The following is a 25,210-nucleotide window of genomic DNA, read 5'->3' on the forward strand; positions in this document are numbered from 1 at the left end:
ACGCACCGATCATCTATGATCGGTGCGTGTCTGTTCTTTTCTATATCGAGCCTTATCCATGAATCAGAACGCTGAATATTCCGCGGTCAACGATGCTGTGCGCGGGCAGTTTTTTCGCAAGGCGTGGGCGATGATCACGCCGTACTGGCGCAGCGAAGAGAAGGGCAAGGCCTGGATATTGCTGATTGCCGTGATCGCGCTGTCACTGTTCAGCGTGGCGATCTCGGTGTGGATCAACAGTTGGTACAAGGATTTTTACAACGCCCTGCAAAAGAAGGACGAAGCGGCGTTCTGGCAGTTGATTCTGTACTTCTGCGGCATTGCTACGGTGGCAATCCTTGGGGCGGTGTATCGCCTCTATCTGACGCAGATGCTGACCATCCGTTGGCGGGCATGGCTGACCGAAAACCACTTCAAGCGCTGGCTCGGTCACAAGAACTACTATCAGCTGGAGCAAGGCGGTTACACCGATAACCCCGACCAGCGGATTTCCGAAGACCTCAATACCTTTACCGCCAACACGCTGAGCCTGGGCCTCGGGCTGATTCGTACCGTGGTCAGTCTGGTGTCGTTCTCGATCATTTTGTGGGGCGTTTCCGGCAGTATCGAGGTGTTTGGCATCGAGATCCCCGGCTACATGTTCTGGTGTGCGCTGATTTATGCCGCTGTCGGTAGCTGGCTGACGCACCTGATCGGTCGACGCTTGATCGGCTTGAACAACCAACAACAACGCTTCGAAGCTGACCTGCGTTTCTCCATGGTGCGCGTGCGTGAGAACGCCGAGAGCATTGCTCTGTACAACGGTGAACCGAACGAAAATCGTCGTTTGAGCAGCCGTTTCGGGCTGGTCTGGCACAACTTCTGGGACATCATGCGCGTGTCCAAGCGTCTGACGTTCTTCACCTCGGGCTACGGCCAGATCGCGATCATTTTCCCGTTTATCGTCGCCGCGCCGCGTTACCTCTCGGGCAAGATCGAGCTGGGCGAACTGATGCAAATCAACTCGGCATTCGGCAACGTGCAGGAGAACTTCAGCTGGTTCATCGACGCCTATGCGTCCTTGGCGAACTGGAAGGCCACCACTGATCGTCTGCTGAGTTTCCGTCAGGCCATGACCGACAATGAAGAGCGTACGCCGGCCATCGATGTGCAGAATCAGGGCAGCGAATTGCAGGTGCACAACCTCGGGCTGGATCTGGCCGATGGTCGTCATCTGCTGACCAATGCCGACATGACTGTGGAGCCGGGTGAACGCGTGATGCTCAGCGGTCGCTCTGGCAGCGGCAAGTCGACGCTGTTGCGAGCGATGGGGCATTTGTGGCCGGCGGGGCACGGCAATATCCGTTTGCCGGCGGCGCGTTACCTGTTCCTGCCGCAGAAACCGTATCTGCCAATCGGCACCCTGCGTGAAGCCTTGAGTTATCCACAACCGGGCGACACCTACGCATCGGAACGTTATGCACAAGTGCTGGAAACCTGCCGCTTGCCGCATCTGGTCGCGCGGCTGGACGAAGCCAATCACTGGCAACGCATGCTCTCGCCGGGCGAGCAGCAACGATTGGCCTTCGCTCGCGCACTGCTTTACGCGCCGCAATGGCTGTACATGGACGAAGCCACTTCGGCGATGGATGAGGAAGACGAAGCGACGCTGTATCAGGCGTTGATTGATCAGATACCGGGGCTGAGCATTGTCAGCGTCGGCCATCGCAGCAGTTTGAAACGCTTCCATCCACGGCATGTGCGGATCGACAGCGGTCATTTGGTTGAACAGACCGTGACTGCCTGACGCCACGGATCCCTTGTAGGAGCTGCCGAAGGCTGCGATCTTTTGATTTTAAAGATCAAAATAAAAAGATCGCAGCCTTCGGCAGCTCCTACAGGAACGTCGTGTTGGCAGTGATCGTACAACCCGCTTGAGCTATCATGCCTCCAAGCCGAATTTTCGAGACAAGATGCACACCATGGAAAACCTGATCGAAACCCCGCGTCTCCCGCGCAAGCGCCGCAGCCTGGCCCAGGAACTGGTGACGGTGCTGAGCGAGCAGATCCGCGATGGCCTGCTCAAGCGCGGTGACAAACTGCCCACCGAGTCGGCGATCATGGAAGCCCATGGCGTCAGCCGCACCGTGGTGCGCGAGGCAATTTCCCGTTTGCAGGCTGCAGGGCAGGTTGAAACCCGCCACGGCATCGGCACCTTCGTACTCGACACACCGAGCCCGAGCGGTTTCCGCATCGACCCGGCCACTGTGGTCACCCTGCGTGATGTGCTGGCCATTCTCGAATTACGCATCAGCCTCGAAGTCGAGTCTGCCGGCCTTGCCGCGCAACGTCGCAGCGCCGAACAACTGGCAACCATGCGCGCCGCCCTCGATGCGCTCAACGAAAGCGCCGCCCACGCCAGCGATGCTGTGGCTTCAGACTTTGCTTTCCACCTGGAAATCGCCCTGTCCACCGGCAATCGCTACTTCACCGACATCATGACCCACCTGGGCACCAGCATCATTCCGCGTACGCGGCTGAACTCGGCGCGACTGGCTCATGATGATCAACAGCACTACATGGGTCGCCTGAGCCGTGAGCACGAAGAAATCTACGACGCGATTGCCCGTCAGGATTCCGATGCAGCGCGCGCCGCGATGCGTCTGCATTTGACCAACAGCCGTGAAAGACTGCGCCAGGCCCATGAAGAGGCGCAGGCGCAGAGGGGCTGAGGGTTAAGGCTCCAGTTTGAATTTGGCTTCTGAAGAGATCACTTCAATACCAGACGGTTTGGTGATTTTGTACGTTAAGGTGGCTTGTTCACCCGCTACCACACCTACTGCAAACGCACTCTTCGGGATCGCAAACGCAATGGGCTTCCCGACATGGTGATGAGTAATAACGAATAGTTTGCTATTCCAGGGAGCGCCTTGAGTTCTCTCGAGGGATAGCTGCAATTGGTCACCTACAGAGGCGTCATGTCCTGCAGGGACTAAGGCATCTGTCGGGTCGGAAAGTCGGCTAATGTAGACTGTGCCTTTTTCGGCTTGCTCAAGAGTCGGGGCTGGCAAGGTTTGAGTTTGTGCGTTCATGGTCAAGATCCTTCTATTGAGCTTTTGGTTATCGAAAGCGCTGGCGCATTGATGTCACCCGCGCGCTGCTATTTAAGAAGCGCGAAGCCCTCTTACACACCTGTAAGAAATACCAGTTCCGACGAACGGTCACCGCTCCCGCACGACAAGATTCAGCCCTCGATCCGCAACCTCAACACCTGCGAAAACGGCTCCATACTCGACTCATCACAAAACTTGTAGCGCAATTCAACCTCCCTGTTCAGGTACGGACGCAGCACCTCTTTAGGCAACTGCAACTCGATCCCCGTCAGTTTCTCCATCTCGTCTTCGGTATCGTCCCAAGTGCCGGTGTCCACTTCTTCGCCTGCCCATTCCGGCTCTTCCGGGTCGTCACCGAGAATAGGGTAAACGCTCCAGTTCGCCGGAAAATCGCTGGAGTCCGGGACTTGTACGATCAATACATCGGGTAGCACGGACAACTGAAGGGTGAGGGTGTCAGAGGCGGAAGAGGCGACTTGCGCGAGGGTCGGTGCAGCATAATTCACAAACATTTTGGCTTCCTTCGAAGGTCCGCCACGATCCTTCGTGGCAGTCGTCACACCTTACCCGGCGTTTCTCCAGCGCTCAGTAAACGAATCTTGACCAGACATTTCCGCGCTAGAACCCTTTAAACACGCGCCTTTGCGACGAGTTTTACCAAGCCTTGCGCAGCTTTGTCCGACAAAAAAACACCCACAACGATGAAATGCAGTTGACGGTTATTATTTAAGTTGTACGATGACCTACAACTTCAGCGAAGGCTGAACGGACCAATCACAAAAAAACGTTGCTACCAGGGTGTTCGAATAATGAATCCACAAGAACTGAAGTCCATCCTCTCTGCCGGCCTGCTGTCTTTCCCGGTGACCGATTTCAACGCGCAGGGCGATTTCAACCGCGCGGGCTACATCAAACGCCTGGAATGGCTGGCTCCGTATGGCGCTTCAGCCTTGTTCGCCGCCGGCGGCACCGGTGAGTTCTTCTCCCTTGCCGCCAGCGAATACTCGGAAATCATCAAGACTGCCGTCGACACTTGCGAAGCCAGCGTGCCGATCCTTGCCGGTGTCGGTGGTTCGACCCGTCAGGCCATCGAATACGCTCAGGAAGCCGAGCGTCTGGGCGCCAAAGGTCTGTTGCTGCTGCCGCACTACCTGACCGAAGCGAGCCAGGACGGTGTTGCCGCTCACGTTGAAGCCGTGTGTAAATCGGTCAACATCGGCGTAGTCGTTTACAACCGCAACGTTTGCCGCTTGACCGCGCCGCTGCTGGAACGTCTGGCCGAGCGCTGCCCGAACCTGATCGGCTACAAGGATGGTCTGGGCGATATCGAGTTGATGGTGTCGATCCGTCGCCGCCTCGGTGATCGCTTCAGCTACCTGGGTGGTCTGCCGACCGCCGAAGTCTACGCCGCTGCCTACAAGGCTTTGGGCGTGCCGGTCTACTCATCGGCGGTGTTCAACTTCATCCCGAAAACCGCGATGGACTTCTACCACGCGATCGCCCGTGAAGATCACACCACCGTCGGCAAGATCATCGACGACTTCTTCCTGCCGTACCTCGACATCCGCAACCGCAAGGCTGGTTACGCCGTGAGCATCGTCAAGGCAGGCGCCAAAATCGCCGGCTATGACGCAGGCCCGGTGCGGGCGCCGCTGACCGATCTGACTGGCGAAGAGTACGAAATGCTCGCTGCGCTGATCGACAAGCAAGGTGCGCAGTAACACCCGACAAAAACGCGGCCGCTGAGTAATCAGCGGCTTTTTGCGTAAAGGCTTTTAGTTTTGAGGGCTGCCCCTGTGACAAATGCAAAACGCTACGACAACTACATCAACGGCGAATGGGTTGCCGGTGCCGACTACTTGGCCAACATCAACCCATCCGAGCTGAGCGACACCATCGGCGATTACGCCAAGGCTGACCTGACTCAGGTTCACGCCGCCATCGACGCTGCCCGCGCCGCGTTCCCGGCCTATTCGACTTCGGGTATCCAGGCCCGTCACGATTCGCTGGATAAAGTCGGTACGGAAATTCTCGCCCGTCGCGAAGAACTTGGCACCCTGCTGGCCCGGGAAGAGGGCAAGACCCTGCCTGAAGCCATCGGCGAAGTGACCCGCGCCGGTAACATCTTCAAGTTCTTCGCCGGTGAATGCCTGCGCCTGTCCGGCGACTACGTGCCGTCAGTGCGTCCGGGCGTCAATGTTGAAGTGACTCGCGAAGCACTGGGCGTGGTCGGTCTGATCACTCCGTGGAACTTCCCGATCGCGATTCCTGCGTGGAAAATCGCGCCAGCCTTGGCCTACGGCAACTGCGTGGTGTTGAAGCCCGCCGATCTGGTTCCGGGCTGCGCTTGGGCACTGGCGGAAATCATCTCCCGCGCAGGCTTCCCGGCCGGCGTGTTCAACCTGGTGATGGGCAGCGGTCGCGTAGTCGGCGATGCACTGGTGCAGAGCCCGAAAGTCGATGGCATCAGCTTCACCGGTTCTGTCGGCGTGGGTCGTCAGATTGCGGTCAACTGCGTGTCGCGCCAGGCCAAGGTTCAGCTGGAAATGGGCGGCAAGAACCCGCAGATCATTCTCGACGACGCCGACCTCAAACAAGCGGTCGAGCTGTCGGTGCAGAGCGCGTTCTACTCCACCGGCCAGCGTTGCACCGCGTCGAGTCGCTTGATCGTCACTGCCGGGATTCACGACAAGTTCGTTGAAGCCATGGCCGAGCGCATGAAGTCGATCAAGGTTGGCCACGCGCTGAAATCCGGCACCGATATTGGTCCAGTGGTTTCGCAAGCGCAGCTGGAACAGGACATGAAGTACATCGACATCGGCCAGTCCGAAGGTGCGCGTCTGGTCAGCGGTGGCGGTCTGGTGACCTGTGACACCGAAGGCTACTTCCTCGCGCCAACGCTGTTTGCCGACAGTGAAGCGTCGATGCGCATCAGCCGCGAAGAAATCTTTGGCCCGGTGGCCAACATCGTTCGCGTGGCCGATTACGACGCGGCGCTGGCGATGGCCAACGACACCGAATTCGGTCTGTCGGCGGGTATTGCAACCACCTCGCTGAAGTACGCCAACCACTTCAAGCGTCATTCGCAGGCCGGGATGGTCATGGTCAATCTGCCGACCGCCGGCGTCGATTACCACGTTCCGTTCGGTGGCCGTAAAGGTTCATCCTATGGATCACGTGAGCAAGGCCGCTATGCGCAAGAGTTCTACACGGTCGTGAAGACCAGTTACATCGGTTCCTGATAGACGCAATAACCCTGTAGGAGCTGCCGAAGGCTGCGATCTTTTAAGATCAAAAGATCGCAGCCTTCGGCAGCTCCTACAGGGAATAGATGCAAGACCAAAGAAGATTCACCCGCGCATAAAAATAATCAGTGGGAGTACATCTACATGCAATCGTCCAAGCCGACTCACGTCCGCTATTTGATCCTGCTCATGCTGTTTCTGGTGACCACGATCAACTACGCCGACCGTGCCACGATCGCCATTGCCGGCTCCAGCCTGCAAAAAGATCTGGGCATCGACGCAGTCACCCTCGGCTACATCTTCTCCGCATTCGGTTGGGCCTATGTGGCCGGGCAAATCCCCGGTGGCTGGCTGCTCGATCGCTTCGGCTCGAAAAAAGTCTATGCCCTGAGCATTTTCACCTGGTCGCTGTTCACCGTGCTGCAAGGCTTTGTCGGTGAATTCGGCATGTCCACGGCCATCGTTGCGCTGTTCATGCTGCGCTTCCTCGTCGGTCTGGCTGAAGCGCCTTCGTTCCCCGGCAACGCGCGTATCGTCGCCGCATGGTTCCCGACCGCTGAACGCGGCACCGCTTCGGCGATCTTCAACTCGGCGCAATACTTTGCCACCGTGTTGTTCGCACCGCTGATGGGCTGGATCGTGTATTCCTTCGGTTGGGAGCACGTGTTTATCGTTATGGGGATTCTCGGGATCATCTTCTCGCTGGTCTGGCTGAAAGTGATCTACAGTCCGCGTGAACACCCGCGTATCAACGAAGCCGAGTTCAAACACATCGCTGAAAACGGCGGCATGGTCGACATGGATCAGAAGGGCAAAAAGTCCGACGGTCCGAAGTGGGATTACATCCGTCAACTGCTGACCAACCGCATGATGCTCGGCGTGTATCTGGGCCAGTACTGCATCAACGGCATCACCTATTTCTTCCTGACCTGGTTCCCGGTGTACCTGGTGCAAGAGCGTGGCATGACCATTCTCAAGGCTGGTTTCATCGCCTCGTTGCCAGCAATCTGCGGCTTTATCGGCGGCGTACTTGGCGGGGTGATTTCCGACTACCTGCTGCGCAAGGGCCACTCGCTGACCTTCGCTCGCAAAGCGCCGATCATTGCCGGTCTGCTGGTTTCCAGCAGCATCGTTGCCTGCAACTATGTTGAAGTGGAATGGATGGTCGTTGGCTTCATGGCCCTGGCCTTCTTCGGCAAAGGCGTTGGCGCACTGGGTTGGGCGGTGGTTTCCGACACTTCGCCTAAACAGATCGCCGGTCTGAGCGGTGGCCTGTTCAACACCTTCGGCAACATCGCCTCGATTACCACGCCGATCGTGATTGGCTACATCATCAGCTCCACTGGCTCGTTCAAATGGGCGTTGGTGTTCGTCGGTGCCAACGCACTGGTCGCGGTGTTCAGCTATCTGGTCATCGTTGGCCCGATCAAACGTGTGGTACTCAAAGAGCCACCAACCAACGGCGGTGTTGAAGCCAGCGGTAAATTGTCCCAAGCGCATTCCTGAGGAGCGGCGTCATGCAGTTGATTGAACATTCCGACTCGCCGCGCCACATCCGCCTGCACGAGCGGGACAATGTGGTGGTCGTGGTCAACGATCAGGGCGCACCGGCCGGCACTGAGTTTGCCGATGGCCTGGTGACGCTGGAATTTGTGCCGCAGAGCCACAAGGTCACCCTCGAAGACATTCCCGAGGGCGGCCAGGTGATTCGCTACGGTCAGGTGATTGGCTACGCGTTGCAGCCGATTCGCCGTGGCAGTTGGGTCAAGGAAGATCAACTGCGCATGCCGACCGCGCCGCCGCTGGACAGCTTGCCGCTGTCCACCGAGGTGCCGGACGCGCAGGCACCGCTGGAAGGTTTCACCTTCGAGGGCTATCGCAACGCCGACGGCACCGTCGGTACGCGCAACATTCTCGGCATCACCACCACGGTGCAGTGTGTCACCGGCGTGCTTGATCACGCGGTAAAACGCATCAAGGAAGAGCTGCTGTCGAAGTATCCGCACGTCGATGACGTGGTGGCGCTGACTCACAGTTACGGCTGCGGCGTGGCGATTACCGCGACCGACGCCTACATCCCGATTCGCACCGTGCGCAATCTGGCGCGCAACCCGAATCTCGGTGGTGAAGCGCTGGTAATCAGTCTGGGCTGCGAGAAATTGCAGGCCGGGCAGGTGATGCACGAAGACGATGCGTCGGTCGATCTCAGCGATCCATGGCTGTATCGCTTGCAGGATTCCAGTCACGGCTTCACCGAGATGATCGAGCAGATCATGGAATTGGCTGAGGTCCGTTTGAAGAAGCTCGACCAGCGTCGCCGCGAAACCGTGCCGGCATCCGAGCTGATTCTCGGCATGCAGTGTGGTGGCAGCGATGCGTTCTCCGGGATCACCGCGAACCCGGCGCTGGGTTATGCCTCGGACTTGTTGTTGCGTGCGGGGGCGACGGTGATGTTTTCCGAAGTCACCGAAGTGCGCGATGCGATTTACCTGCTGACTTCACGCGCCGAAAGCAAAACTGTCGCCGAGGAACTGGTGCGCGAGATGGACTGGTACGACCGCTACCTGGCCAAAGGCGAGGCGGATCGCAGTGCCAACACCACGCCGGGCAACAAGAAGGGTGGGCTGTCGAACATTGTCGAGAAGTCGCTGGGTTCGATCGTCAAATCCGGCAGCAGCGCGATCAATGGCGTGCTTGGCCCGGGCGAGCGTTTCAAGCAGAAGGGTTTGATTTTCTGTGCGACGCCGGCGAGCGATTTTGTCTGCGGCACGTTGCAGTTGGCGGCGGGGATGAACCTGCATGTTTTCACTACCGGGCGGGGTACGCCGTATGGTTTGGCGATGGCGCCGGTGGTTAAGGTCTCGACGCGTACGGAGTTGGCGCAGCGCTGGCCGGATCTGATCGATATCGACGCCGGGCGAATTGCTACCGGGCGCGCGACCATCGAGGAGTTGGGTTGGGAGCTGTTCCACTATTACCTGGATGTTGCGAGCGGCAAGCAGCAGACGTGGGCGGAGAAGCACAAGCTGCATAACGACATTACGTTGTTCAACCCGGCGCCGATTACTTGATGCGTGATCGGCTTGGCCCTCACCCCAGCCCTCTCCCAGAGGGAGAGGGGGCCGACCGAGGTGTCTGGCGCTATACATCGACCTGAAATACCGAGTTGATTATGGATTCAGCGATGTCATTTCAGGTCGATGGATTTCTGCACTATCCCCCGATCGGTTCCCTCTCCTTCGGGGAGAGGATTAGGGTGAGGGGCTGATCGAGTTGTCTGGCGCTATACATCGACCTGAAATACCGAGTTGATTATGGATTCAGCGATGTCATTTCAGGTCGATGGATTTCTGCAATATCCCCCGATCGGTTCCCTCTCCTTCTGGGAGAGGGCTAGGGTGAGGGGCTTTTGCTTTATCATTGGCCACTAACGACGCTCACCCAAGGCTCCCCGGCATGCTGGCAATCTTCCTCGAAACCCTGAACATCACCGCGCCGGTGTTTGCCATGCTGTTTCTCGGTGTGCTGCTCAAGCGCATCGACTGGATCAACGACAACTTCATCCACACTGCTTCGTCGCTGGTGTTCAACGTCACCATGCCGGCGTTGCTGTTCCTCGGCATTCTGCATGCCGACCTGCACGCCGCGTTGCAACCGTCCCTGCTGATCTACTTCTCGCTCGCCACGCTGGTGAGTTTTGCCGTGGCCTGGGGCTGGGCGATTTTCAAATGCCCGCGTGAAGATCGCGGCATCTACACCCAAGGCGCGTTTCGCGGCAATAACGGTGTGATCGGTCTCGCGCTGGCCGCGAGCATGTACGGTGATTACGGGATTTCCCTCGGGGCGATTCTCGCGGCGCTGGTGATCCTGTTCTACAACACGCTGTCGACCATCGTGCTGGCGGTGTACAGCCCGGTGATCAAGTCCGATCCGTGGAGCATCTGCAAAAGCGTATTCAGCAATCCGCTGATCATCAGCGTGATAGCGGCGGCGCCGTTTGCCTATTTCAAGATCGGTTTGCCGGGATGGCTGGAAACCTCCGGTCAGTATCTGGCGCAGACCACCTTGCCGCTGGCGTTGATCTGCATTGGCGGCACGCTGTCACTGGCAGCGTTGCGCAAGAGCGGCAGCATGGCGCTCAGCTCCAGCCTGGTGAAGATGATCGGTTTGCCGGTGCTGGCGACGCTGGGGGCTTGGTTGTGGGGCTTTCGCGGCGCGGAGTTGGGGATTCTGTTTTTGTACTTCGGCAGCCCGACGGCGGCGGCGAGTTTTGTCATGGCCCGGGCGGCGCAGGGCAATCATGAACTGGCGGCGGCGATTATCGTGATGACCACATTGATGGCGGCGATTACCACCAATGTCGGGATTTTCGTTTTGCAGTGGGGTGGGTGGATATAAAGGCAAGATCAAAAGATCGCAGCCTGCGGCAGCTCCTACAGGAGACCGCATTTCCATGTAGGAGCTGCCGAAGGCTGCGATCTTTTAGCTTTTCTCGTAACTGTCGATCACTTCCTGCGCCGCACGAAACGCATCGATCGCCGCCGGCACGCCGGCATACACCGCGCAATGCAGCAACGCCTCACGAATCTCGTCCACGGTGCAGCCATTGTTCAGCGCACCGCGCACATGGCCTTTCAACTCTTGTGGGCACTTCAATGCGGTCAGTGCTGCAAGAGTAATCAGGCTGCGGGTCTTCAACGGCAGACCTTCACGATTCCACACGCCACCCCAGGCATGTTCATTGACGAAATCCTGCAACGGTTGGGTGAACTCGGTAGCGTTGCCCAAGGCGCGATCAACAAACGCATCGCCCATTACCTGACGGCGGATTTCTACCCCGGACTGCTTCGATTCGGTCATGGCATATCACTCTTGTGGTGTTGGCGGCGCCAGGCGCGGATCGACGTGAACAGCAGGAACGTCAACAGCGTCGGCAAGACATAAAACAGCATCAGCCGCTCAAGCTTGCCGGCCAGCGGCATACCGGTGGTGAACGACACCACGTGCAGCCCGTACGCCAAATACAAACCGAGCAACAGCAAACCTTCTGCACGGGTCACGCGGTAGCCGGAATAGAACACCGGCAGGCACAACGCGGCGACGCCGAGCATCACCGGCAGGTCGAAATCCAGTGCATTAGGCGACACCGACAGCGGCGTCGGCGCGATCAACGCCGTCAGACCCAGCACTCCGAGCAGGTTGAACAGGTTGGCACCGATCACGTTGCCGACGGCAATATCCCGTTGCCCGCGCAGTGCGGCGATCAGTGAGGTCGCCAGTTCCGGCAGGGAGGTGCCGACAGCGACAACGGTCAGGCCAATGACACGCTCGGAAAATCCAAGATCAGTTGCCACCACCACGGCAGCTCCGAGCAAAAGGTGCCCGGCAAATACCAGCATCGCCAAACCGACGATGATCATCAGCGAACTGCCGATCCACGACGCTTGGCTTGTTTCAACGCGGTCCGTGTGCGGCCGCGTCGAGTGCCGTGACTGGCGCAACAATAAGCCGAGATACAGCGCCAACGCGGCCAACAACAGGATGCCGTCGAAACGCCCGATCTCTTCGTTCCAGGCCAATACGAACACCAGCAGGCTGGCGCCGATCATCAGCGGAATATCCAGCCGCACCAATTGCCGTGAGACGCGCAGAGGAATGATCAGCGCTGACAAGCCGAGGGTGACGAGGATATTGAAAATGCTGCTGCCGACCACGCTGCCGACCGCGATGTCGGGGTTGTGCGCCAATGCGGCTTGCAGGCTGACGGCCATTTGCGGCGCACTGCTGCCGAGGGCGACGATGGTCAGACCGATGATCAGCGGCCGCACATGCAGACGCGCCGCCAGACGCACCGCCGCACGCACCATCAGTTCGGCACCGAAGATCAGCAGGCACAGACCGGCCAGCAGTTCGATCACGCTGAGCAGGGGTAAATCGGCTAATCCGAAAATGGTCAGCGCTCCATCAGTCGAGGGCCTGCACGCGAACCCGTGCGGTACCGCTGCGCAGCATGCCGAGCTGTTCGGCGGCCTCGCGGGAGACGTCGATCAGGCGTCCACGGGTATGCGGGCCACGATCATTGATACGGACCACGACAGATTCATCGTTTTTCAGGTTGGTGACCTTCACCCGTGTGCCGAAGGGTAGCTGGCGGTGGGCGGCGGTCAGGGAATTCTGGTTGAACGGCTCGCCACTGGCGGTGCGTTTACCGTGGTGCCTGGCACCGTAATAAGAGGCGACGCCGGTCTGGTCGTAACCGTGCGGGTCGATGGTGTCGGTGCTGGCGCAACCGGCCAGCAAGGAGAGCAGGGCGCAGGCGCCGAGCAGACGTTTCATTCGAAAGCTCCCAAATAACAATGTGGGAGCGAGCCTGCTCGCGAAGAGGCCGTCACATTCAATATCTCTATTGGATGTCATGACGCTTTCGCGAGCAGGCTCGCTCCCACAGGGAATAGAGCCAGGCTTTGGATCTGGCTCCATTGTGGTCAGCCTTCGAGCTTGCTTTTCAGCAGTTCGTTCACTTGCTGCGGGTTGGCTTTGCCTTTCGACGCTTTCATCGCCTGGCCGACGAAGAAGCCGAACATCTTGCCGCGCTTGGCTTCATCCGCCGCACGATATTGTTCAACCTGCTCGGCGTTGGCCGCGAGCATTTCGTCCAGTACCGCCGAGATAGCACCGCTGTCGGTAACTTGCTTCAGGCCACGTTTTTCGATGATCTCGTCCGCGCTGCCTTCGCCGTTGGCCATCGCTTCGAACACCACTTTGGCGATCTTGCCGGAGATGGTGTTGTCCTTGATGCGCTGCAGCATGCCGCCCAACAGTTCAGCCGAAACCGGCGACTCGTCGATGTCCAGGCCTTGCTTGTTGAGCAGGCTGCCCAACTCGACCATCACCCAGTTCGCCGCCAGTTTGGCGTCGCCGCCGATGGCCGCAACCTTCTCGAAGTAATCGGCTTGCTCACGGCTGGTGGCCAGCACGTTGGCGTCGTAGGCCGACAGACCGAACTGGCTCTGGAAGCGCTCGCGTTTCTGCGGTGGCAGTTCCGGCAGAGTGGCGCGCACCTCGCCGAGGAACGACTCTTCGATGACTACCGGCAGCAGGTCCGGATCGGGGAAGTAACGGTAGTCGTTGGCTTCCTCTTTCGAACGCATCGGACGGGTCTCGTCCTTGTTCGGATCGTACAGACGGGTCTGCTGGATCACTTTGCCGCCGTCTTCGATCAGCTCGATCTGACGCTGGATCTCGGTGTTGATCGCCTTCTCGATGAAACGGAACGAGTTGACGTTCTTGATCTCGCAGCGCGTACCGAACTCAACCTGACCTTTCGGACGTACCGACACGTTGCAGTCGCAACGCAGCGAGCCTTCGGCCATGTTGCCGTCGCAGATACCCAGATAACGTACCAGCGCGTGGATCGCCTTGACGTAAGCCACGGCTTCCTTGGCGCTGCGCATGTCCGGCTCGGAAACGATTTCCAGTAGCGGCGTGCCGGCACGGTTCAGGTCGATGCCGGTGGCACCGTTGAATTCTTCGTGCAGGCTCTTGCCGGCGTCTTCTTCCAGGTGCGCGCGGGTGATGCCGACACGTTTGACGGTGCCGTCTTCCAGGGCGATGTCCAGGTGGCCTTTGCCGACGATCGGCAATTCCATCTGGCTGATCTGATAGCCCTTCGGCAGGTCCGGGTAGAAGTAGTTCTTGCGGGCGAACACGTTGTGCTGACCGATCTCGGCGTCAATCGCCAGACCGAACATCACCGCCATACGCACCGCTTCCTGGTTCAGCACCGGCAGAACGCCGGGCATGCCCAGGTCGATCAGGCTGGCCTGAGTGTTCGGCTCGGAACCGAATGTGGTGGAACTACCGGAAAAGATTTTCGACCGGGTAGTGAGCTGAGTGTGAATCTCCAGCCCGATCACGACTTCCCATTGCATGTGTGTCTCCTCAGAAGCCGGTTGGGGTGCGGGTGTGCCAGTCAGTGTTGAGCTGATACTGGTGCGCAACATTGAGCAAACGGCCTTCCTGGAAATACGGCGCGAGCAACTGCACGCCCACCGGCAGACCGTCGACAAAACCGGCCGGCATCGACAGGCCCGGCAGGCCTGCGAGGTTGGCAGTGATGGTGTAGACGTCTTCCAGATAGGCAGCAACCGGGTCGCTGTTCTTCGCGCCAAGCTTCCAGGCCGGGTTCGGCGTGGTCGGGCCGAGGATGATGTCGACTTCATTGAAGGCAGCCATGAAATCGTTCTTCACCAGGCGACGGATCTTCTGCGCTTTCAGGTAGTAGGCGTCGTAGTAACCGGCGGACAGCGCGTAGGCACCGACCATGATCCGGCGCTGGACTTCCGGGCCGAAGCCTTCGCCACGGGAGCGCTTGTACAGGTCGATCAGGTTTTCCGGGTTCTCGCAGCGATGGCCGAAACGCACGCCGTCGAAACGCGACAGGTTGGAAGACGCTTCTGCCGGGGCGATCACGTAGTACGCAGGAATCGCGTGCTGCATGTTCGGCAGGCTGATTTCCTTGATCACCGCACCGAGCTTCTGCAGCTCTTTGATGCTGTTCTGGATCAGCTCGGCGATGCGCGGGTCGAGACCGGCGCTGAAGTATTCCTTCGGCACGCCGATGCGCAGGCCTTGCAGCGAGTCGCCCAGGCTTGCGGAGTAATCCGGCACCGGCTCATCGATGCTGGTGGAGTCGTTCTGATCGAAGCCAGCCATACCTTGCAACAAAATTGCGCAGTCTTCGGCCGTGCGCGCCAACGGGCCGCCCTGATCGAGGCTGGAGGCGTAAGCGATCATGCCCCAGCGCGAAACGCGACCGTAGGTCGGTTTCAGGCCGGTGAGGTTGGTGAATGCCGCCGGCTGACGGATCGAACCGCCGGTGTCGGTGGCCGTCGCCGCTGGCAACAGACGAGCGGCAACTGCTGCCGCCGAACCGCCGGACGAACCGCCAGGCACGTGTTCCAGGTTCCACGGGTTTTTCACCGCGCCGTACCAGCTCGACTCGTTGGCCGAACCCATGGCGAATTCGTCCATGTTGGTCTTGCCCAGGGTCACCGCGCCGGCAGCCGCCAGTTTCGCGACCACGGTGGCGTCGTACGGGGCTTTGAAGTTGTCGAGCATCTTCGAGCCGCAGCTGGTGCGAATGCCCTGGGTGCAGAACAGGTCTTTGTGAGCGATCGGCGCGCCGAGCAGGGCGCCGCTCTCACCGTTGGCGCGGCGGGCATCGGCGGCTTTCGCCTGCTCGAGGGCCAGCGCTTCGGTGAGGCTGATAAAACTGTTGAGCTGCGGATCGAGCTGGGTAATGCGCGCCAGCAGGACTTTGGTCAGCTCTTCGGAGGAAAACTTTTTATCGGCGAGACCGCGGGCGATCTCGGCCAGAGTCATTTGATGCATTGCAGGCTCTTTCCCTTTAGTCGATGACTTTCGGAACCAGATACAGGCCGTTTTCGACCGCTGGTGCGATGGACTGGTAGGCCTCGCGGTGATTGGTCTCGGTCACAACGTCGGCGCGCAGGCGCTGACTGGCTTCCAGCGGGTGGGCCAGAGGCTCGATTCCGTCGGTATTAACAGCCTGCATTTCGTCGACCAGACCGAGAATGCTGTTGAGAGCGGAAGTAATGTGTGGAAGATCGGCATCATTGAGGCCAAGGCAGGCCAGATGAGCGATTTTTTCCACGTCGGAGCGTTCTAGCGCCATCGGGATTCTCCTGTGGAAAACAGAACGGACGGCGTCCGTGTGTTAGATTGTCGGAACACTACCGCACTTCTACGGTCATAAGGCCGCGATTGTGGGGCTTGGTGCACAGAAAAGCGGCCAATTTAACATATTGGCGCCTTGCCCAAAATCCCTGTCGTTGTTAGAGTTTGCCGCACTTTTTTACCCACGCGTTGCCTAGGGTCCCTTTCCCATGTTCAAGAAACTGCGTGGCATGTTTTCCAGCGATCTTTCCATTGACCTGGGCACTGCCAACACCCTTATTTACGTGCGCGAGCGCGGTATCGTCCTGAATGAGCCATCGGTTGTGGCCATTCGGACACACGGTAACCAGAAAAGTGTCGTTGCTGTCGGCACCGAGGCCAAGCGCATGCTCGGCCGTACGCCGGGCAACATTGCTGCCATTCGTCCGATGAAGGACGGCGTGATCGCCGACTTCAGCGTCTGCGAAAAGATGCTGCAATACTTTATTAACAAGGTTCACGAAAACAGCTTTCTGCAGCCTAGCCCTCGTGTGCTGATCTGCGTTCCATGCAAATCCACCCAGGTTGAGCGTCGTGCCATCCGTGAATCGGCCCTCGGTGCCGGTGCCCGTGAAGTGTTCCTGATCGAAGAGCCAATGGCTGCTGCGATCGGTGCCGGCCTGCCGGTAGAAGAAGCGCGCGGCTCGATGGTCGTGGATATCGGTGGTGGTACTACCGAAATCGCGCTGATCTCCCTGAACGGTGTGGTCTATGCCGAATCCGTGCGTGTTGGCGGCGACCGTTTCGACGAAGCGATCATCACCTACGTGCGTCGTAACTACGGCAGCCTGATCGGTGAGTCCACCGCTGAGCGCATCAAACAGGAAATCGGCACCGCCTACCCGGGCGGCGAAGTTCGCGAAGTCGACGTTCGCGGTCGCAACCTGGCCGAAGGCGTTCCACGCGCATTCACCCTGAACTCCAACGAAGTGCTGGAAGCTCTGCAAGAGTCTCTGGCGACCATCGTTCAGGCTGTGAAAAGCGCCCTGGAGCAATCGCCGCCGGAACTGGCTTCCGACATCGCCGAGCGTGGCCTGGTGCTGACCGGTGGTGGCGCATTGCTGCGTGACCTCGACAAGTTGCTGGCTCAGGAAACCGGTCTGCCAGTCATCGTTGCCGAAGATCCGCTGACTTGTGTTGCTCGCGGCGGTGGCCGTGCATTGGAAATGATGGATAAGCACACCATGGATCTGCTCTCGAGCGAATAAGTCGCCGGGTGCAATACGTGGGTGAGCGCGCAGGCAGCACTTTGCAGTGCTGCCTGTTGGCGTTTATCTTCTGTCAGTCTTCATCCAGGCCGGTTTGATGCCGTATGAATAAACAGAACATTTGCCTGGGAGGAGCGGCTTATTAAACCGCTTTTCGCCAAAGGCCCTTCGTTGGGTGTGCGCCTGTTGGTGCTGGCCGTGCTATCGGTCGCGCTGATGGTGGTCGATGCCCGCTTCGACCTGCTCAAGCCCGCGCGCAAACAAGCGTCGCTGGTGTTGATGGACGCCTACTGGATTACCGACCTGCCCGGACGGCTGTGGGAAGGGATCGCCAGTCAGTTCGGCAGTCGCACCGAACTGGTCGCCGAAAACGAAAAACTCAAGACCGAAAACCTGCTGTTGCAGGGTCGCATGCAAAAGCTTGCCGCCCTTACCGAGCAGAACGTTCGGCTGCGCGAGTTGCTCAATTCTTCTGCACTGGTCAACGAAAAGGTCGAAGTGGCCGAGTTGATCGGTATGGACCCCAACCCGTTCACCCATCGCATCATCATCAATAAAGGTGAGCGCGACGGCGTGGTGCTCGGTCAACCGGTGCTCGATGCGCGTGGCCTGATGGGCCAGGTGGTCGAGTTGATGCCTTACACCTCGCGTGTCTTGCTGCTCACTGACAGCACACACAGCATTCCCGTACAGGTCAATCGCAACGGGCTGCGGGCCATTGCCAGCGGCACCGGCAACCCTGAGCGCCTGGAATTGCGCCACGTCGCCGACACGGCGGATATCAAGGAAGGCGACCTGTTGGTCAGTTCCGGCCTTGGCCAGCGTTTCCCGGCAGGCTATCCGGTCGCGACCGTGAAGGAAGTGATCCACGATTCCGGTCAGCCGTTTGCCATCGTCCGCGCCGTGCCAACCGCCGCGCTGAATCGCAGCCGTTACATGTTGCTGGTGTTCAGCGATAACCGCACCGCCGAAGAACGTGCCAACGATGCGGCGCAAGCGCAGGAAAATCTTGATGCCTTTGGCGGCGGCCCGATTATTCCGGCCACTGTACCGAAAACCGTGACCTCGCCTGCCGCAGCGGTTACGACGCCCGCGACGCCTGCCGCACCGACCGCCGCCGCTAGCGCCACACCGGCCAAACCCGCGGCAAGCAAACCGCCAGCGGCGGGCAAGCCACCGGCAGCGACGCCAGCGGCGGCCAAACCTCCAACTGCCCAGCCTGCTGCGCGACCTGCGGCCAAACCGCCCGTGAATGCACCAGTGACAACCGGGAGACAAGAATAATGGTCGGGGCTACTGCATCGCGTAACGGCTGGATTGTCTGGCTGACGTTTGTTGTCGGCATACTCCTGAGCGTGTCGCCATTGCCGATTTTCATGGAAATCCTGCGCCCGCTATGGCTGGCCTTGCTCCTGACATTCTGGGCTTTGTATATGCCGCACACAGTGGGCATGGTCACGGCGTTTTGCCTGGGCCTGGCCGAAGACGTGCTGCAGGGCGATCTGCTCGGTCAGAACGCGCTGATCCTGACACTGATCACCTTCCTCGTATTGTCATTGCAGCAACGCCTGCGGATGTTTCCGATGTGGCAGCAGTGTCTGGTGATCCTGGTAATTTTCGGCCTCGCGCAACTGGTGCAACTGTGGCTCAGTGCCTTGACCGGTAATCGTCAACCCACTCTGGCGCTGGTTCTACCAGCACTGGTCAGCGCCTTGCTCTGGCCTTGGGTCAGCTTTGCCCTCCGCGGATTGCGCCGACGCTACAAAATCAATTGAGCCGGTGAAGCAGGGCACTGAACAGGGAGAAGTTTTGATGAAGCTGCTTTACCTCGCCTCCGGATCGCCGCGTCGACGTGAGTTGCTCACACAGATCGGCGTTCCATTCACCGCCATCAGCGCGGACATCGACGAAACGCCTTTAAATGAAGAATCCCCATCGGCCTATGTCGAGCGTCTGGCGCGCGGCAAGGCTGAGGCTGGTCGGCGCTCGGTAGTGTCCACTCAGCCATTTTGCGTGCTGGGTGCCGACACCGCCGTGGTGCTGGACGGCAAAATTCTTGGCAAACCGGTGGACGAAGCCGATGCATGCGCCATGCTGATGATGTTGTCTGGCAAGGAGCATGAAGTGCTGACCGCCATCGCCGTGCTCGAGGGCGAGCGCTGCGAGTCACGGGTGGTGCGCAGTCTGGTGCGGTTCCGTCCGATCAGCGCTGAAGAAGCTGCTGCCTATTGGGCCAGCGGCGAGCCGCGGGACAAGGCCGGCGGATATGGCATTCAGGGGCTCGGCGCAGTGTTTGTCGCCGGGCTCAATGGCAGTTATTCGGCGGTGGTCGGGCTGCCAGTTTGCGAAACCGCAGAACTGTTAGGCCATTTCGGCATACCCTGTTGGCAAAACCTGAACGCGCAATAAGCGTCGTACGAATCCAGATGCGGCCATTATCGTGAACACGCCTGAACGAGATCCTGCCATGAGTGAAGAGATTCTGATCAACATCACGCCGATGGAGTCGCGCGTGGCGGTGGTCGAAAACGGTGTGCTGCAAGAAGTCCACGTTGAGCGCACGCAAAAACGCGGAATCGTCGGCAACATCTATAAAGGCAAGATCGTCCGGGTGCTGCCGGGTATGCAGGCGGCATTCGTCGACATCGGCCTGGATCGCGCCGCGTTCATTCATGCTGCCGAAATTTCTCTGCGTGAAGGTCCTGCGGTCGAAAGTATCAGTGCGCTGGTGCACGAAGGTCAAAGCCTGGTGGTGCAAGTCACCAAGGATCCGATCGGGTCGAAAGGCGCGCGGTTGACCACGCAGCTGTCGATTCCGTCACGCTATCTGGTGTACATGCCGCGCACCGCCCACGTTGGCATTTCGCTGAAAATCGAAGACGAAGCCGAACGCGAGCGCCTCAAGCAAGTGGTCAGCGATTGCGTGGCCAAAGAAGGCATCAAGGAGGCGGGCGGTTTCATTCTGCGCACCGCCGCCGAGGGCGCTGGCGCCGATGAAATCCTCATGGACATCCGTTACCTGCGTCGCCTGTGGGACCAGATCAACGAACAGATCAAAACCATCTCCGCGCCAAGCGTGATTTACGAAGACCTCGGTCTGGCGTTGCGTACGCTGCGTGATCTGGTCAACCCGAAGATCGAGAAGATCCGCATCGATTCCCGGGAAACCTTTCAGAAAACCACGCAGTTCGTCGCCGAACTGATGCCGGAAATCGCCGATCGTCTGGAGCATTACCCGGGTGAGCGGCCGATTTTTGACCTGTACGGCGTCGAAGACGAAATCCAGAAAGCCCTCGAGCGCAAGGTACCGCTGAAGTCCGGCGGTTATCTGGTGGTCGATCCGGCAGAAGCCATGACCACCATTGATGTGAATACTGGCGCGTTCGTCGGGCATCGCAATCTCGAAGAAACCATCTTCAAGACCAATCTCGAAGCGGCCACGGCGATTGCCCGGCAGATGCGCCTGCGCAATCTGGGCGGGATCATCATCATCGATTTTATCGACATGGAAGATGAAGAGCATCAGCGCCAAGTGCTGCGCACTCTGGAAAAACAGCTGGAGCGCGATCACGCCAAGACCAACATCATCGGCATCACCGAGTTGGGCCTGGTGCAGATGACCCGCAAGCGTACCCGCGAAAGTCTCGAGCAAGTGCTGTGCGAACCGTGCAGCAGCTGCCAGGGCCGCGGCAAACTGAAAACTGCGGAAACCATCTGTTACGAGATTTTTCGCGAGATCCTCCGTGAAGCGCGGGCCTATCAGGCCGAGGGTTACCGGGTACTGGCGAACCAGAAAGTGGTCGACCGCTTGCTCGACGAAGAATCCGGTAACGTCGCCGAGCTTGAAGGGTTTATCGGGCGCACCATACGCTTCCAGGTGGAAACCATGTATTCCCAGGAACAATATGACGTGGTGTTGCTCTGATCCCCTGCGTCACTTTTATTCCACCGCGGCTGGCCTCAGCTTTTCGCAGTATTTTTGCCATGGGAGCCGACTGACATGGAGCGTCTGACACGCATTTTGGCCGCACTCACCCGCTGGGGGCTGGGCCTGTGCGCGTTGGTTCTGGTGTTGATGGCGTTGTATGTCAGTCTTGGCCGCGAACTGACCCCGCTGGTGGCTGAATATCGCACCGACATTGAAGACAAGGCCAGTGCCGCCCTCGGCATGCCGTTGCAGATCGGCGAACTGGAGGGCAACTGGAGCGGTTTTGCCCCGATCCTGCTGGCCCACGACGTGATGGTCGGCAGTGGCGCCAATGCCTTGCGTCTGGATCGGGTGCGCGCGGTGCCGGATTTGTGGGCCAGCCTGTTGGCGCGCGAAGTGCGCATTGCCCACCTTGAACTCAACGGCCTGAAAATCAGCCTCAAGGAAGCCGAGGACGGCACTTGGGCACTGGAAGGTCTGCCGGTGCAGAACGATCAGCCGCTCGATCCGCAGCAACTGTTCAATCGCTCGCAAATGATTCAGCAACTGTCAGTGCTCGACAGTCAGGTGACCTTGCAGCCACAGGATCACCCACCACTGACTCTCACCTATGTCGGCCTCAATCTGAAAACCGGCGCCAGCCGTCAGCGGCTCGATGCGCGTTTGACCTTGCCGGATGGCCAGCCCGTTGCACTGAGCCTGCGCACGCGGATTCGCCCGGAGCAATGGCAGGACAGTGTGGTGGACGGTTATGCCAGCCTGCCGCAAAGCGACTGGTCGAAGTGGCTGCCAGAGCGTCTGACCCAACAATGGAATTTTTCCGAGATCAAGGCCGGCGGCGAACTCTGGGTGAATTGGGCCAAGGGCACGCTGGAGAGTGCCGCGTTACGCTTGAATGCTCCGCAACTGACCGGCGCCTATGCCGATCGCAAGCCGATCCAGATCAATAATCTGGCGCTTAACGCCTACTACGAGAACAGTGATGAGGGTGCGACCATTACCCTCGATTCACTGGCGATGAATTTCGGCGAAAACCGTTGGGAAACACATGTACAGCTGAAACAGACGCGCGCGACCGACAAGGTCGAAGAGCTGTGGCACTTGCAGGCGGATCGCCTCGATCTGACCCCGATCACTCCACTGCTCAATGCCTTGGGGCCGCTGCCGCAGGGTTTCGCCACGGCCGTCGATCATCTGAAGGTCACCGGTGGTCTGCGCAATGTGTTACTGGTTTTTCGCCCCAACGCCACCGACGGCAACAAATTCAGTTTTGCCACCAATCTGGATAACGTCGGTTTCGACGCTTATCACGGCGCACCGGCGGCTCGAAACGTCAGCGGCAGCCTCAGCGGCAACCTCGACGGTGGCGAGTTGCGCATGGACAGCAAGGACTTTGTCCTGCACCTCGACCCGATTTTCGCCAAGCCATGGCAGTACATTCAGGCCAACGCACAACTGACCTGGAAGCTCGATAAAGACGGCTTCACCCTGATCGCTCCATACCTGAAGGTGCTTGGCGAGGAGGGCAAGATTGCCGGCGACTTCCTGATTCGTCTGCATTTCGACCATAGCCAGGAAGACTACATGGACCTGCGAGTCGGACTGGTCGATGGCGATGGTCGCTATACAGCCAAATACCTGCCCGAGGTGCTCAGCCCGGCGCTCGACGAGTGGCTGCGCACGGCAATCCTCAAAGGTGCGGTCGATCAGGGTTTCTTCCAGTATCAGGGCTCGCTGAGCAAAAATGCCGGGGAGGCCGACCGCAGCATCAGCCTGTTCTTCAAAGTGCACGACGCTGAACTGGCCTTCCAGCCGGGCTGGCCGCACGTGAGCAAGGTCAGTGGCGATGTGTTCATCGAAGACAGCGGTGTGCGGATCTGGGCCGACAAGGGCCAGTTGCTCGACACGCAGGTCAGCGATGTCTTCGTCAATATTCCCCATGTGCCGGCCGGACAACACACGCACATGTATCTCGATGGCGGGTTTGCCGGCGGCCTCGGTGATGGCCTGAAAATTCTGCAGGACGCACCGATCGGCACCGGTGAAACTTTTGCCGGTTGGGAAGGGGCCGGGGATCTGCAAGGCAAGCTCAAGCTCGATATCCCGCTGGACAAGGGGGGCGACCAGCCGAAAATCCTTGTCGACTTCAAAACCGCCAATGCGCGGCTGAAACTGGCTGAGCCGAAACTGGAGCTGACTCAGCTCAAAGGCGATTTCCGTTTTGACAGTGCCAAAGGGCTCAGCGGGCAGAACATCGCAGCGCGCGCCTTCGACAAACCGGTCACGGCGCAGATTTTCGCCGATGGCAGCCCTGGCAAACTCAGGACTCGGGTGGCGGCATCCGGGCAGGTTGAGGTCAAGAAACTCACTGACTGGCTGGGCGTGACACAACCACTGCCGGTCTCCGGGACCATTCCCTATCAATTGCAATTGAATCTGGACGGCGCCGACAGCCAGTTGATGGTCAGCTCCAGCATGAAAGGCGTTGCGGTGGACTTGCCCGCGCCGTTCGGCATGGCGGCGGATGTCGGGCGCGATACCGTGTTCCGCATGACCTTGCAGGGGCAGGAGCGGCGTTACTGGGTCAATTACGACCAACTGGCCAATTTCACTTTTGCCGCGCCGCCGAGCAATTTTGCCGAGGGCCGTGGCGAGTTGTTCCTCGGTGCCGGCGAAGCGGTGCTGCCGGGCGCCAAAGGCCTGCGGATTCGCGGGGTGCTCTCGGAACTGGACGTCGCGCCGTGGCAGGATCTGCTCAACAAGTACGCTGGACAGGATCCGGGCGGCAGCGCCAAGCAATTGCTCAACAGCGCTGATTTCAAGATCGGTAAGCTCACGGCATTCGGGACCACGCTGGATCAGGCGTCGGTTCAGGTCAATCGCAAGCCGGGCGCGTGGAATCTGACCCTCGACAGCCAGCAGGCCAAAGGCTCGGCGAGCCTGCCGGACGCCAAGGGCGTACCGATTGCGGTCAATCTGCAATACGTGAAACTGCCGGCACCGGACCCGACTGTGCAGGCTGACGAGAATTCGCCGGACCCTTTGGTATCGGTCGACCCGACGAAAATTCCGGCACTGGATATCACCGTCAATCAACTGTTTCTGGGGCCGGATCTGGTCGGCGGCTGGTCGCTCAAAGTGCGACCGACCGCGAAAGGCATCGCCCTGAACAACCTCGACATGGGCCTCAAAGGCATCCTGTTGCAGGGCAACGGCGGCTGGGAAGGCACGCCGGGTGCGACCAACAGCTGGTTCAAAGGCCGGATTGGCGGCAAGAACCTCGCTGATGTCCTCAAGGGCTGGGGCTTTGCTCCGAGCGTGACCAGCGAAGAATTTCATATGGACGTCGATGGCCGTTGGCCTGGCTCGCCGGCCTGGCTGGCGACCAAGCGCTTCTCCGGCACCCTTGATGCGTCGCTGAACAAAGGCCAGTTTGTTGAGGTGGAGGGTGGCGCACAGGCGTTGCGCGTGTTTGGCCTGCTCAACTTCAATTCCATCGGCCGGCGTTTGCGTCTGGACTTCTCTGATCTGTTCGGCAAAGGCTTGAGTTACGACCGGGTCAAGGGTCTGCTGGTGGCAAACAATGGGGTGTATGTCACCCGCGAGCCGATTCGCCTGACCGGCCCTTCGAGTAACCTTGAGCTGGACGGTACGCTGGATCTGGTCGGTGACAAGGTCGACGCCAAGTTGCTGGTGACGTTGCCGGTGACCAACAACCTGCCGATCGCCGCACTGATCGTCGGCGCACCGGCGGTTGGTGGCGCTTTGTTCCTGATCGACAAGCTGATCGGTGACCGCGTGGCGCGCTTTGCCAGTGTGAAGTACACCGTCAAAGGCCCATGGAAAGAGCCGAAAATCACCTTCGACAAGCCTTTTTAACTAGCAGACACTACGCCTTGGTAGGAGCTGCCGAAGGCTGCGATCTTTTGTTTTAAGAGTCAGATCAAAAGATCGCAGCCTGCGGCAGCTCCTACAGATTTATGTGCAGATTCCGAGGAG

21 protein-coding genes are annotated in these 25,210 nt (G+C 59.2%); 13 read left to right on the forward strand and 8 right to left on the reverse strand.

From position 1 onward, the window contains the following. The first annotated feature begins 58 nt into the window (after positions 1-58). The gene (locus tag M5G26_RS00140; protein WP_273914157.1) at positions 59-1,786 is read left to right on the forward strand and encodes an ABC transporter ATP-binding protein/permease; all 1,728 of its coding nucleotides are present in this window, start codon (positions 59-61) and stop codon (positions 1,784-1,786) included. A 175-nt stretch (positions 1,787-1,961) separates the two neighbouring features. Further along, on the forward strand, positions 1,962-2,711 hold the full coding sequence (locus M5G26_RS00145; protein ID WP_273914159.1) for a FadR/GntR family transcriptional regulator: 750 nt from the start codon (positions 1,962-1,964) through the stop codon (positions 2,709-2,711). Positions 2,712-2,714: 3 nt separating this feature from the next. Here M5G26_RS00145 and M5G26_RS00150 read toward each other — a convergent pair whose 3' ends face one another. Both M5G26_RS00150 and M5G26_RS00155 read right to left on the reverse strand, forming a co-directional pair. Next, positions 2,715-3,071, reverse strand: coding sequence for a hypothetical protein (locus tag M5G26_RS00150; protein ID WP_273914160.1), 357 nt, complete (start codon positions 3,069-3,071; stop codon positions 2,715-2,717). A 152-nt stretch (positions 3,072-3,223) separates the two neighbouring features. Beyond that, positions 3,224-3,604: a hypothetical protein gene (locus M5G26_RS00155; RefSeq protein WP_273914161.1), complete on the reverse strand. Its 381-nt coding sequence runs from the start codon at positions 3,602-3,604 to the stop codon at positions 3,224-3,226. A gap of 297 nt (positions 3,605-3,901) precedes the next feature. Here M5G26_RS00155 and kdgD point away from each other — a divergent pair, with 297 nt between their 5' ends. From kdgD to M5G26_RS00180, 5 genes are all read left to right on the forward strand, one after another. Further along, positions 3,902-4,813 (forward strand): 5-dehydro-4-deoxyglucarate dehydratase, encoded by a 912-nt coding sequence (gene kdgD / locus M5G26_RS00160; protein WP_273914162.1) that lies wholly within the window; start codon positions 3,902-3,904, stop codon positions 4,811-4,813. Between the two features lie 75 nt (positions 4,814-4,888). Continuing rightward, positions 4,889-6,334: an aldehyde dehydrogenase family protein gene (locus M5G26_RS00165; RefSeq protein ID WP_273914163.1), complete on the forward strand. Its 1,446-nt coding sequence runs from the start codon at positions 4,889-4,891 to the stop codon at positions 6,332-6,334. Positions 6,335-6,481: 147 nt separating this feature from the next. Further along, complete coding sequence (locus M5G26_RS00170) at positions 6,482-7,843, forward strand: MFS transporter (protein ID WP_007915342.1); 1,362 nt, start codon at positions 6,482-6,484, stop codon at positions 7,841-7,843. A gap of 11 nt (positions 7,844-7,854) precedes the next feature. Next, positions 7,855-9,408, forward strand: a complete 1,554-nt coding sequence (gene garD, locus M5G26_RS00175; protein WP_273914164.1) for a galactarate dehydratase — start codon at positions 7,855-7,857, stop codon at positions 9,406-9,408. 385 nt (positions 9,409-9,793) lie between these two features. After that, positions 9,794-10,735 (forward strand): AEC family transporter, encoded by a 942-nt coding sequence (locus M5G26_RS00180; protein WP_038357517.1) that lies wholly within the window; start codon positions 9,794-9,796, stop codon positions 10,733-10,735. An 84-nt stretch (positions 10,736-10,819) separates the two neighbouring features. On the opposite strand, the gene M5G26_RS00185 is transcribed toward M5G26_RS00180, so the two are convergent. From M5G26_RS00185 to gatC, 6 genes are all read right to left on the reverse strand, one after another. Further along, positions 10,820-11,197, reverse strand: coding sequence for a carboxymuconolactone decarboxylase family protein (locus M5G26_RS00185; protein WP_134174580.1), 378 nt, complete (start codon positions 11,195-11,197; stop codon positions 10,820-10,822). Next, the gene (locus tag M5G26_RS00190; protein WP_273914166.1) at positions 11,194-12,255 is read right to left on the reverse strand and encodes a calcium/sodium antiporter; all 1,062 of its coding nucleotides are present in this window, start codon (positions 12,253-12,255) and stop codon (positions 11,194-11,196) included. The genes M5G26_RS00185 and M5G26_RS00190 overlap by 4 nt, the downstream gene beginning before the upstream one ends. A 46-nt stretch (positions 12,256-12,301) precedes the next feature. Then, on the reverse strand, positions 12,302-12,673 hold the full coding sequence (locus M5G26_RS00195; protein WP_150691853.1) for a septal ring lytic transglycosylase RlpA family protein: 372 nt from the start codon (positions 12,671-12,673) through the stop codon (positions 12,302-12,304). A 149-nt stretch (positions 12,674-12,822) separates the two neighbouring features. Next, complete coding sequence (gatB, locus tag M5G26_RS00200; RefSeq protein WP_123451664.1) at positions 12,823-14,268, reverse strand: Asp-tRNA(Asn)/Glu-tRNA(Gln) amidotransferase subunit GatB; 1,446 nt, start codon at positions 14,266-14,268, stop codon at positions 12,823-12,825. Between the two features lie 10 nt (positions 14,269-14,278). Beyond that, positions 14,279-15,730, reverse strand: coding sequence for an Asp-tRNA(Asn)/Glu-tRNA(Gln) amidotransferase subunit GatA (gatA, locus tag M5G26_RS00205; protein ID WP_273914168.1), 1,452 nt, complete (start codon positions 15,728-15,730; stop codon positions 14,279-14,281). A 16-nt stretch (positions 15,731-15,746) separates the two neighbouring features. Further along, positions 15,747-16,034 (reverse strand): Asp-tRNA(Asn)/Glu-tRNA(Gln) amidotransferase subunit GatC, encoded by a 288-nt coding sequence (gatC, locus tag M5G26_RS00210; protein ID WP_007901429.1) that lies wholly within the window; start codon positions 16,032-16,034, stop codon positions 15,747-15,749. Positions 16,035-16,245: 211 nt separating this feature from the next. Between gatC and mreB the strand changes: the two genes are divergently transcribed. The 6 genes from mreB (at position 16,246) to M5G26_RS00240 (ending at position 25,090) form a co-directional block, all read left to right on the forward strand. Continuing rightward, a complete protein-coding gene (gene mreB / locus M5G26_RS00215) occupies positions 16,246-17,283 on the forward strand; it encodes a rod shape-determining protein MreB (RefSeq protein WP_002555108.1) in 1,038 nt (345 codons plus the stop codon). A 141-nt stretch (positions 17,284-17,424) separates the two neighbouring features. Next, on the forward strand, positions 17,425-18,567 hold the full coding sequence (mreC, locus tag M5G26_RS00220) for a rod shape-determining protein MreC (RefSeq protein WP_273914446.1): 1,143 nt from the start codon (positions 17,425-17,427) through the stop codon (positions 18,565-18,567). Next, positions 18,567-19,058 (forward strand): rod shape-determining protein MreD, encoded by a 492-nt coding sequence (mreD, locus tag M5G26_RS00225; RefSeq protein WP_034154468.1) that lies wholly within the window; start codon positions 18,567-18,569, stop codon positions 19,056-19,058. Before mreC ends, mreD begins: the two co-directional genes overlap by 1 nt. Positions 19,059-19,095: 37 nt before the next feature. After that, positions 19,096-19,692: a Maf family protein gene (locus M5G26_RS00230; RefSeq protein WP_273914169.1), complete on the forward strand. Its 597-nt coding sequence runs from the start codon at positions 19,096-19,098 to the stop codon at positions 19,690-19,692. Positions 19,693-19,750: 58 nt separating this feature from the next. After that, positions 19,751-21,208: a ribonuclease G gene (gene rng, locus M5G26_RS00235; protein ID WP_034154470.1), complete on the forward strand. Its 1,458-nt coding sequence runs from the start codon at positions 19,751-19,753 to the stop codon at positions 21,206-21,208. Positions 21,209-21,283: 75 nt separating this feature from the next. Continuing rightward, the gene (locus M5G26_RS00240; RefSeq protein ID WP_273914170.1) at positions 21,284-25,090 is read left to right on the forward strand and encodes a YhdP family protein; all 3,807 of its coding nucleotides are present in this window, start codon (positions 21,284-21,286) and stop codon (positions 25,088-25,090) included. Positions 25,091-25,210: the final 120 nt, after the last annotated feature.

The sequence above is a fragment of the Pseudomonas sp. TNT2022 ID642 genome (assembly GCF_028656995.1).
In the GTDB taxonomy this organism is placed as follows: Bacteria; Pseudomonadota; Gammaproteobacteria; order Pseudomonadales; family Pseudomonadaceae; genus Aquipseudomonas.

What these genes read in the sequence shown, in the direction of transcription:
- M5G26_RS00140 (WP_273914157.1), top strand. Translation starts at nt 59, where the DNA reads ATGAATCAGAACGCTGAATATTCCGCGGTCAACGATGCTGTGCGCGGG.
- M5G26_RS00145 (WP_273914159.1), top strand. Translation starts at nt 1,962, where the DNA reads ATGGAAAACCTGATCGAAACCCCGCGTCTCCCGCGCAAGCGCCGCAGC.
- M5G26_RS00150 (WP_273914160.1), bottom strand. Translation starts at nt 3,071, where the DNA reads ATGAACGCACAAACTCAAACCTTGCCAGCCCCGACTCTTGAGCAAGCC.
- M5G26_RS00155 (WP_273914161.1), bottom strand. Translation starts at nt 3,604, where the DNA reads ATGTTTGTGAATTATGCTGCACCGACCCTCGCGCAAGTCGCCTCTTCC.
- kdgD (WP_273914162.1), top strand. Translation starts at nt 3,902, where the DNA reads ATGAATCCACAAGAACTGAAGTCCATCCTCTCTGCCGGCCTGCTGTCT.
- M5G26_RS00170 (WP_007915342.1), top strand. Translation starts at nt 6,482, where the DNA reads ATGCAATCGTCCAAGCCGACTCACGTCCGCTATTTGATCCTGCTCATG.
- garD (WP_273914164.1), top strand. Translation starts at nt 7,855, where the DNA reads ATGCAGTTGATTGAACATTCCGACTCGCCGCGCCACATCCGCCTGCAC.
- M5G26_RS00180 (WP_038357517.1), top strand. Translation starts at nt 9,794, where the DNA reads ATGCTGGCAATCTTCCTCGAAACCCTGAACATCACCGCGCCGGTGTTT.
- M5G26_RS00185 (WP_134174580.1), bottom strand. Translation starts at nt 11,197, where the DNA reads ATGACCGAATCGAAGCAGTCCGGGGTAGAAATCCGCCGTCAGGTAATG.
- M5G26_RS00195 (WP_150691853.1), bottom strand. Translation starts at nt 12,673, where the DNA reads ATGAAACGTCTGCTCGGCGCCTGCGCCCTGCTCTCCTTGCTGGCCGGT.
- gatB (WP_123451664.1), bottom strand. Translation starts at nt 14,268, where the DNA reads ATGCAATGGGAAGTCGTGATCGGGCTGGAGATTCACACTCAGCTCACT.
- gatA (WP_273914168.1), bottom strand. Translation starts at nt 15,730, where the DNA reads ATGCATCAAATGACTCTGGCCGAGATCGCCCGCGGTCTCGCCGATAAA.
- gatC (WP_007901429.1), bottom strand. Translation starts at nt 16,034, where the DNA reads ATGGCGCTAGAACGCTCCGACGTGGAAAAAATCGCTCATCTGGCCTGC.
- mreB (WP_002555108.1), top strand. Translation starts at nt 16,246, where the DNA reads ATGTTCAAGAAACTGCGTGGCATGTTTTCCAGCGATCTTTCCATTGAC.
- mreD (WP_034154468.1), top strand. Translation starts at nt 18,567, where the DNA reads ATGGTCGGGGCTACTGCATCGCGTAACGGCTGGATTGTCTGGCTGACG.
- M5G26_RS00230 (WP_273914169.1), top strand. Translation starts at nt 19,096, where the DNA reads ATGAAGCTGCTTTACCTCGCCTCCGGATCGCCGCGTCGACGTGAGTTG.
- rng (WP_034154470.1), top strand. Translation starts at nt 19,751, where the DNA reads ATGAGTGAAGAGATTCTGATCAACATCACGCCGATGGAGTCGCGCGTG.
- M5G26_RS00240 (WP_273914170.1), top strand. Translation starts at nt 21,284, where the DNA reads ATGGAGCGTCTGACACGCATTTTGGCCGCACTCACCCGCTGGGGGCTG.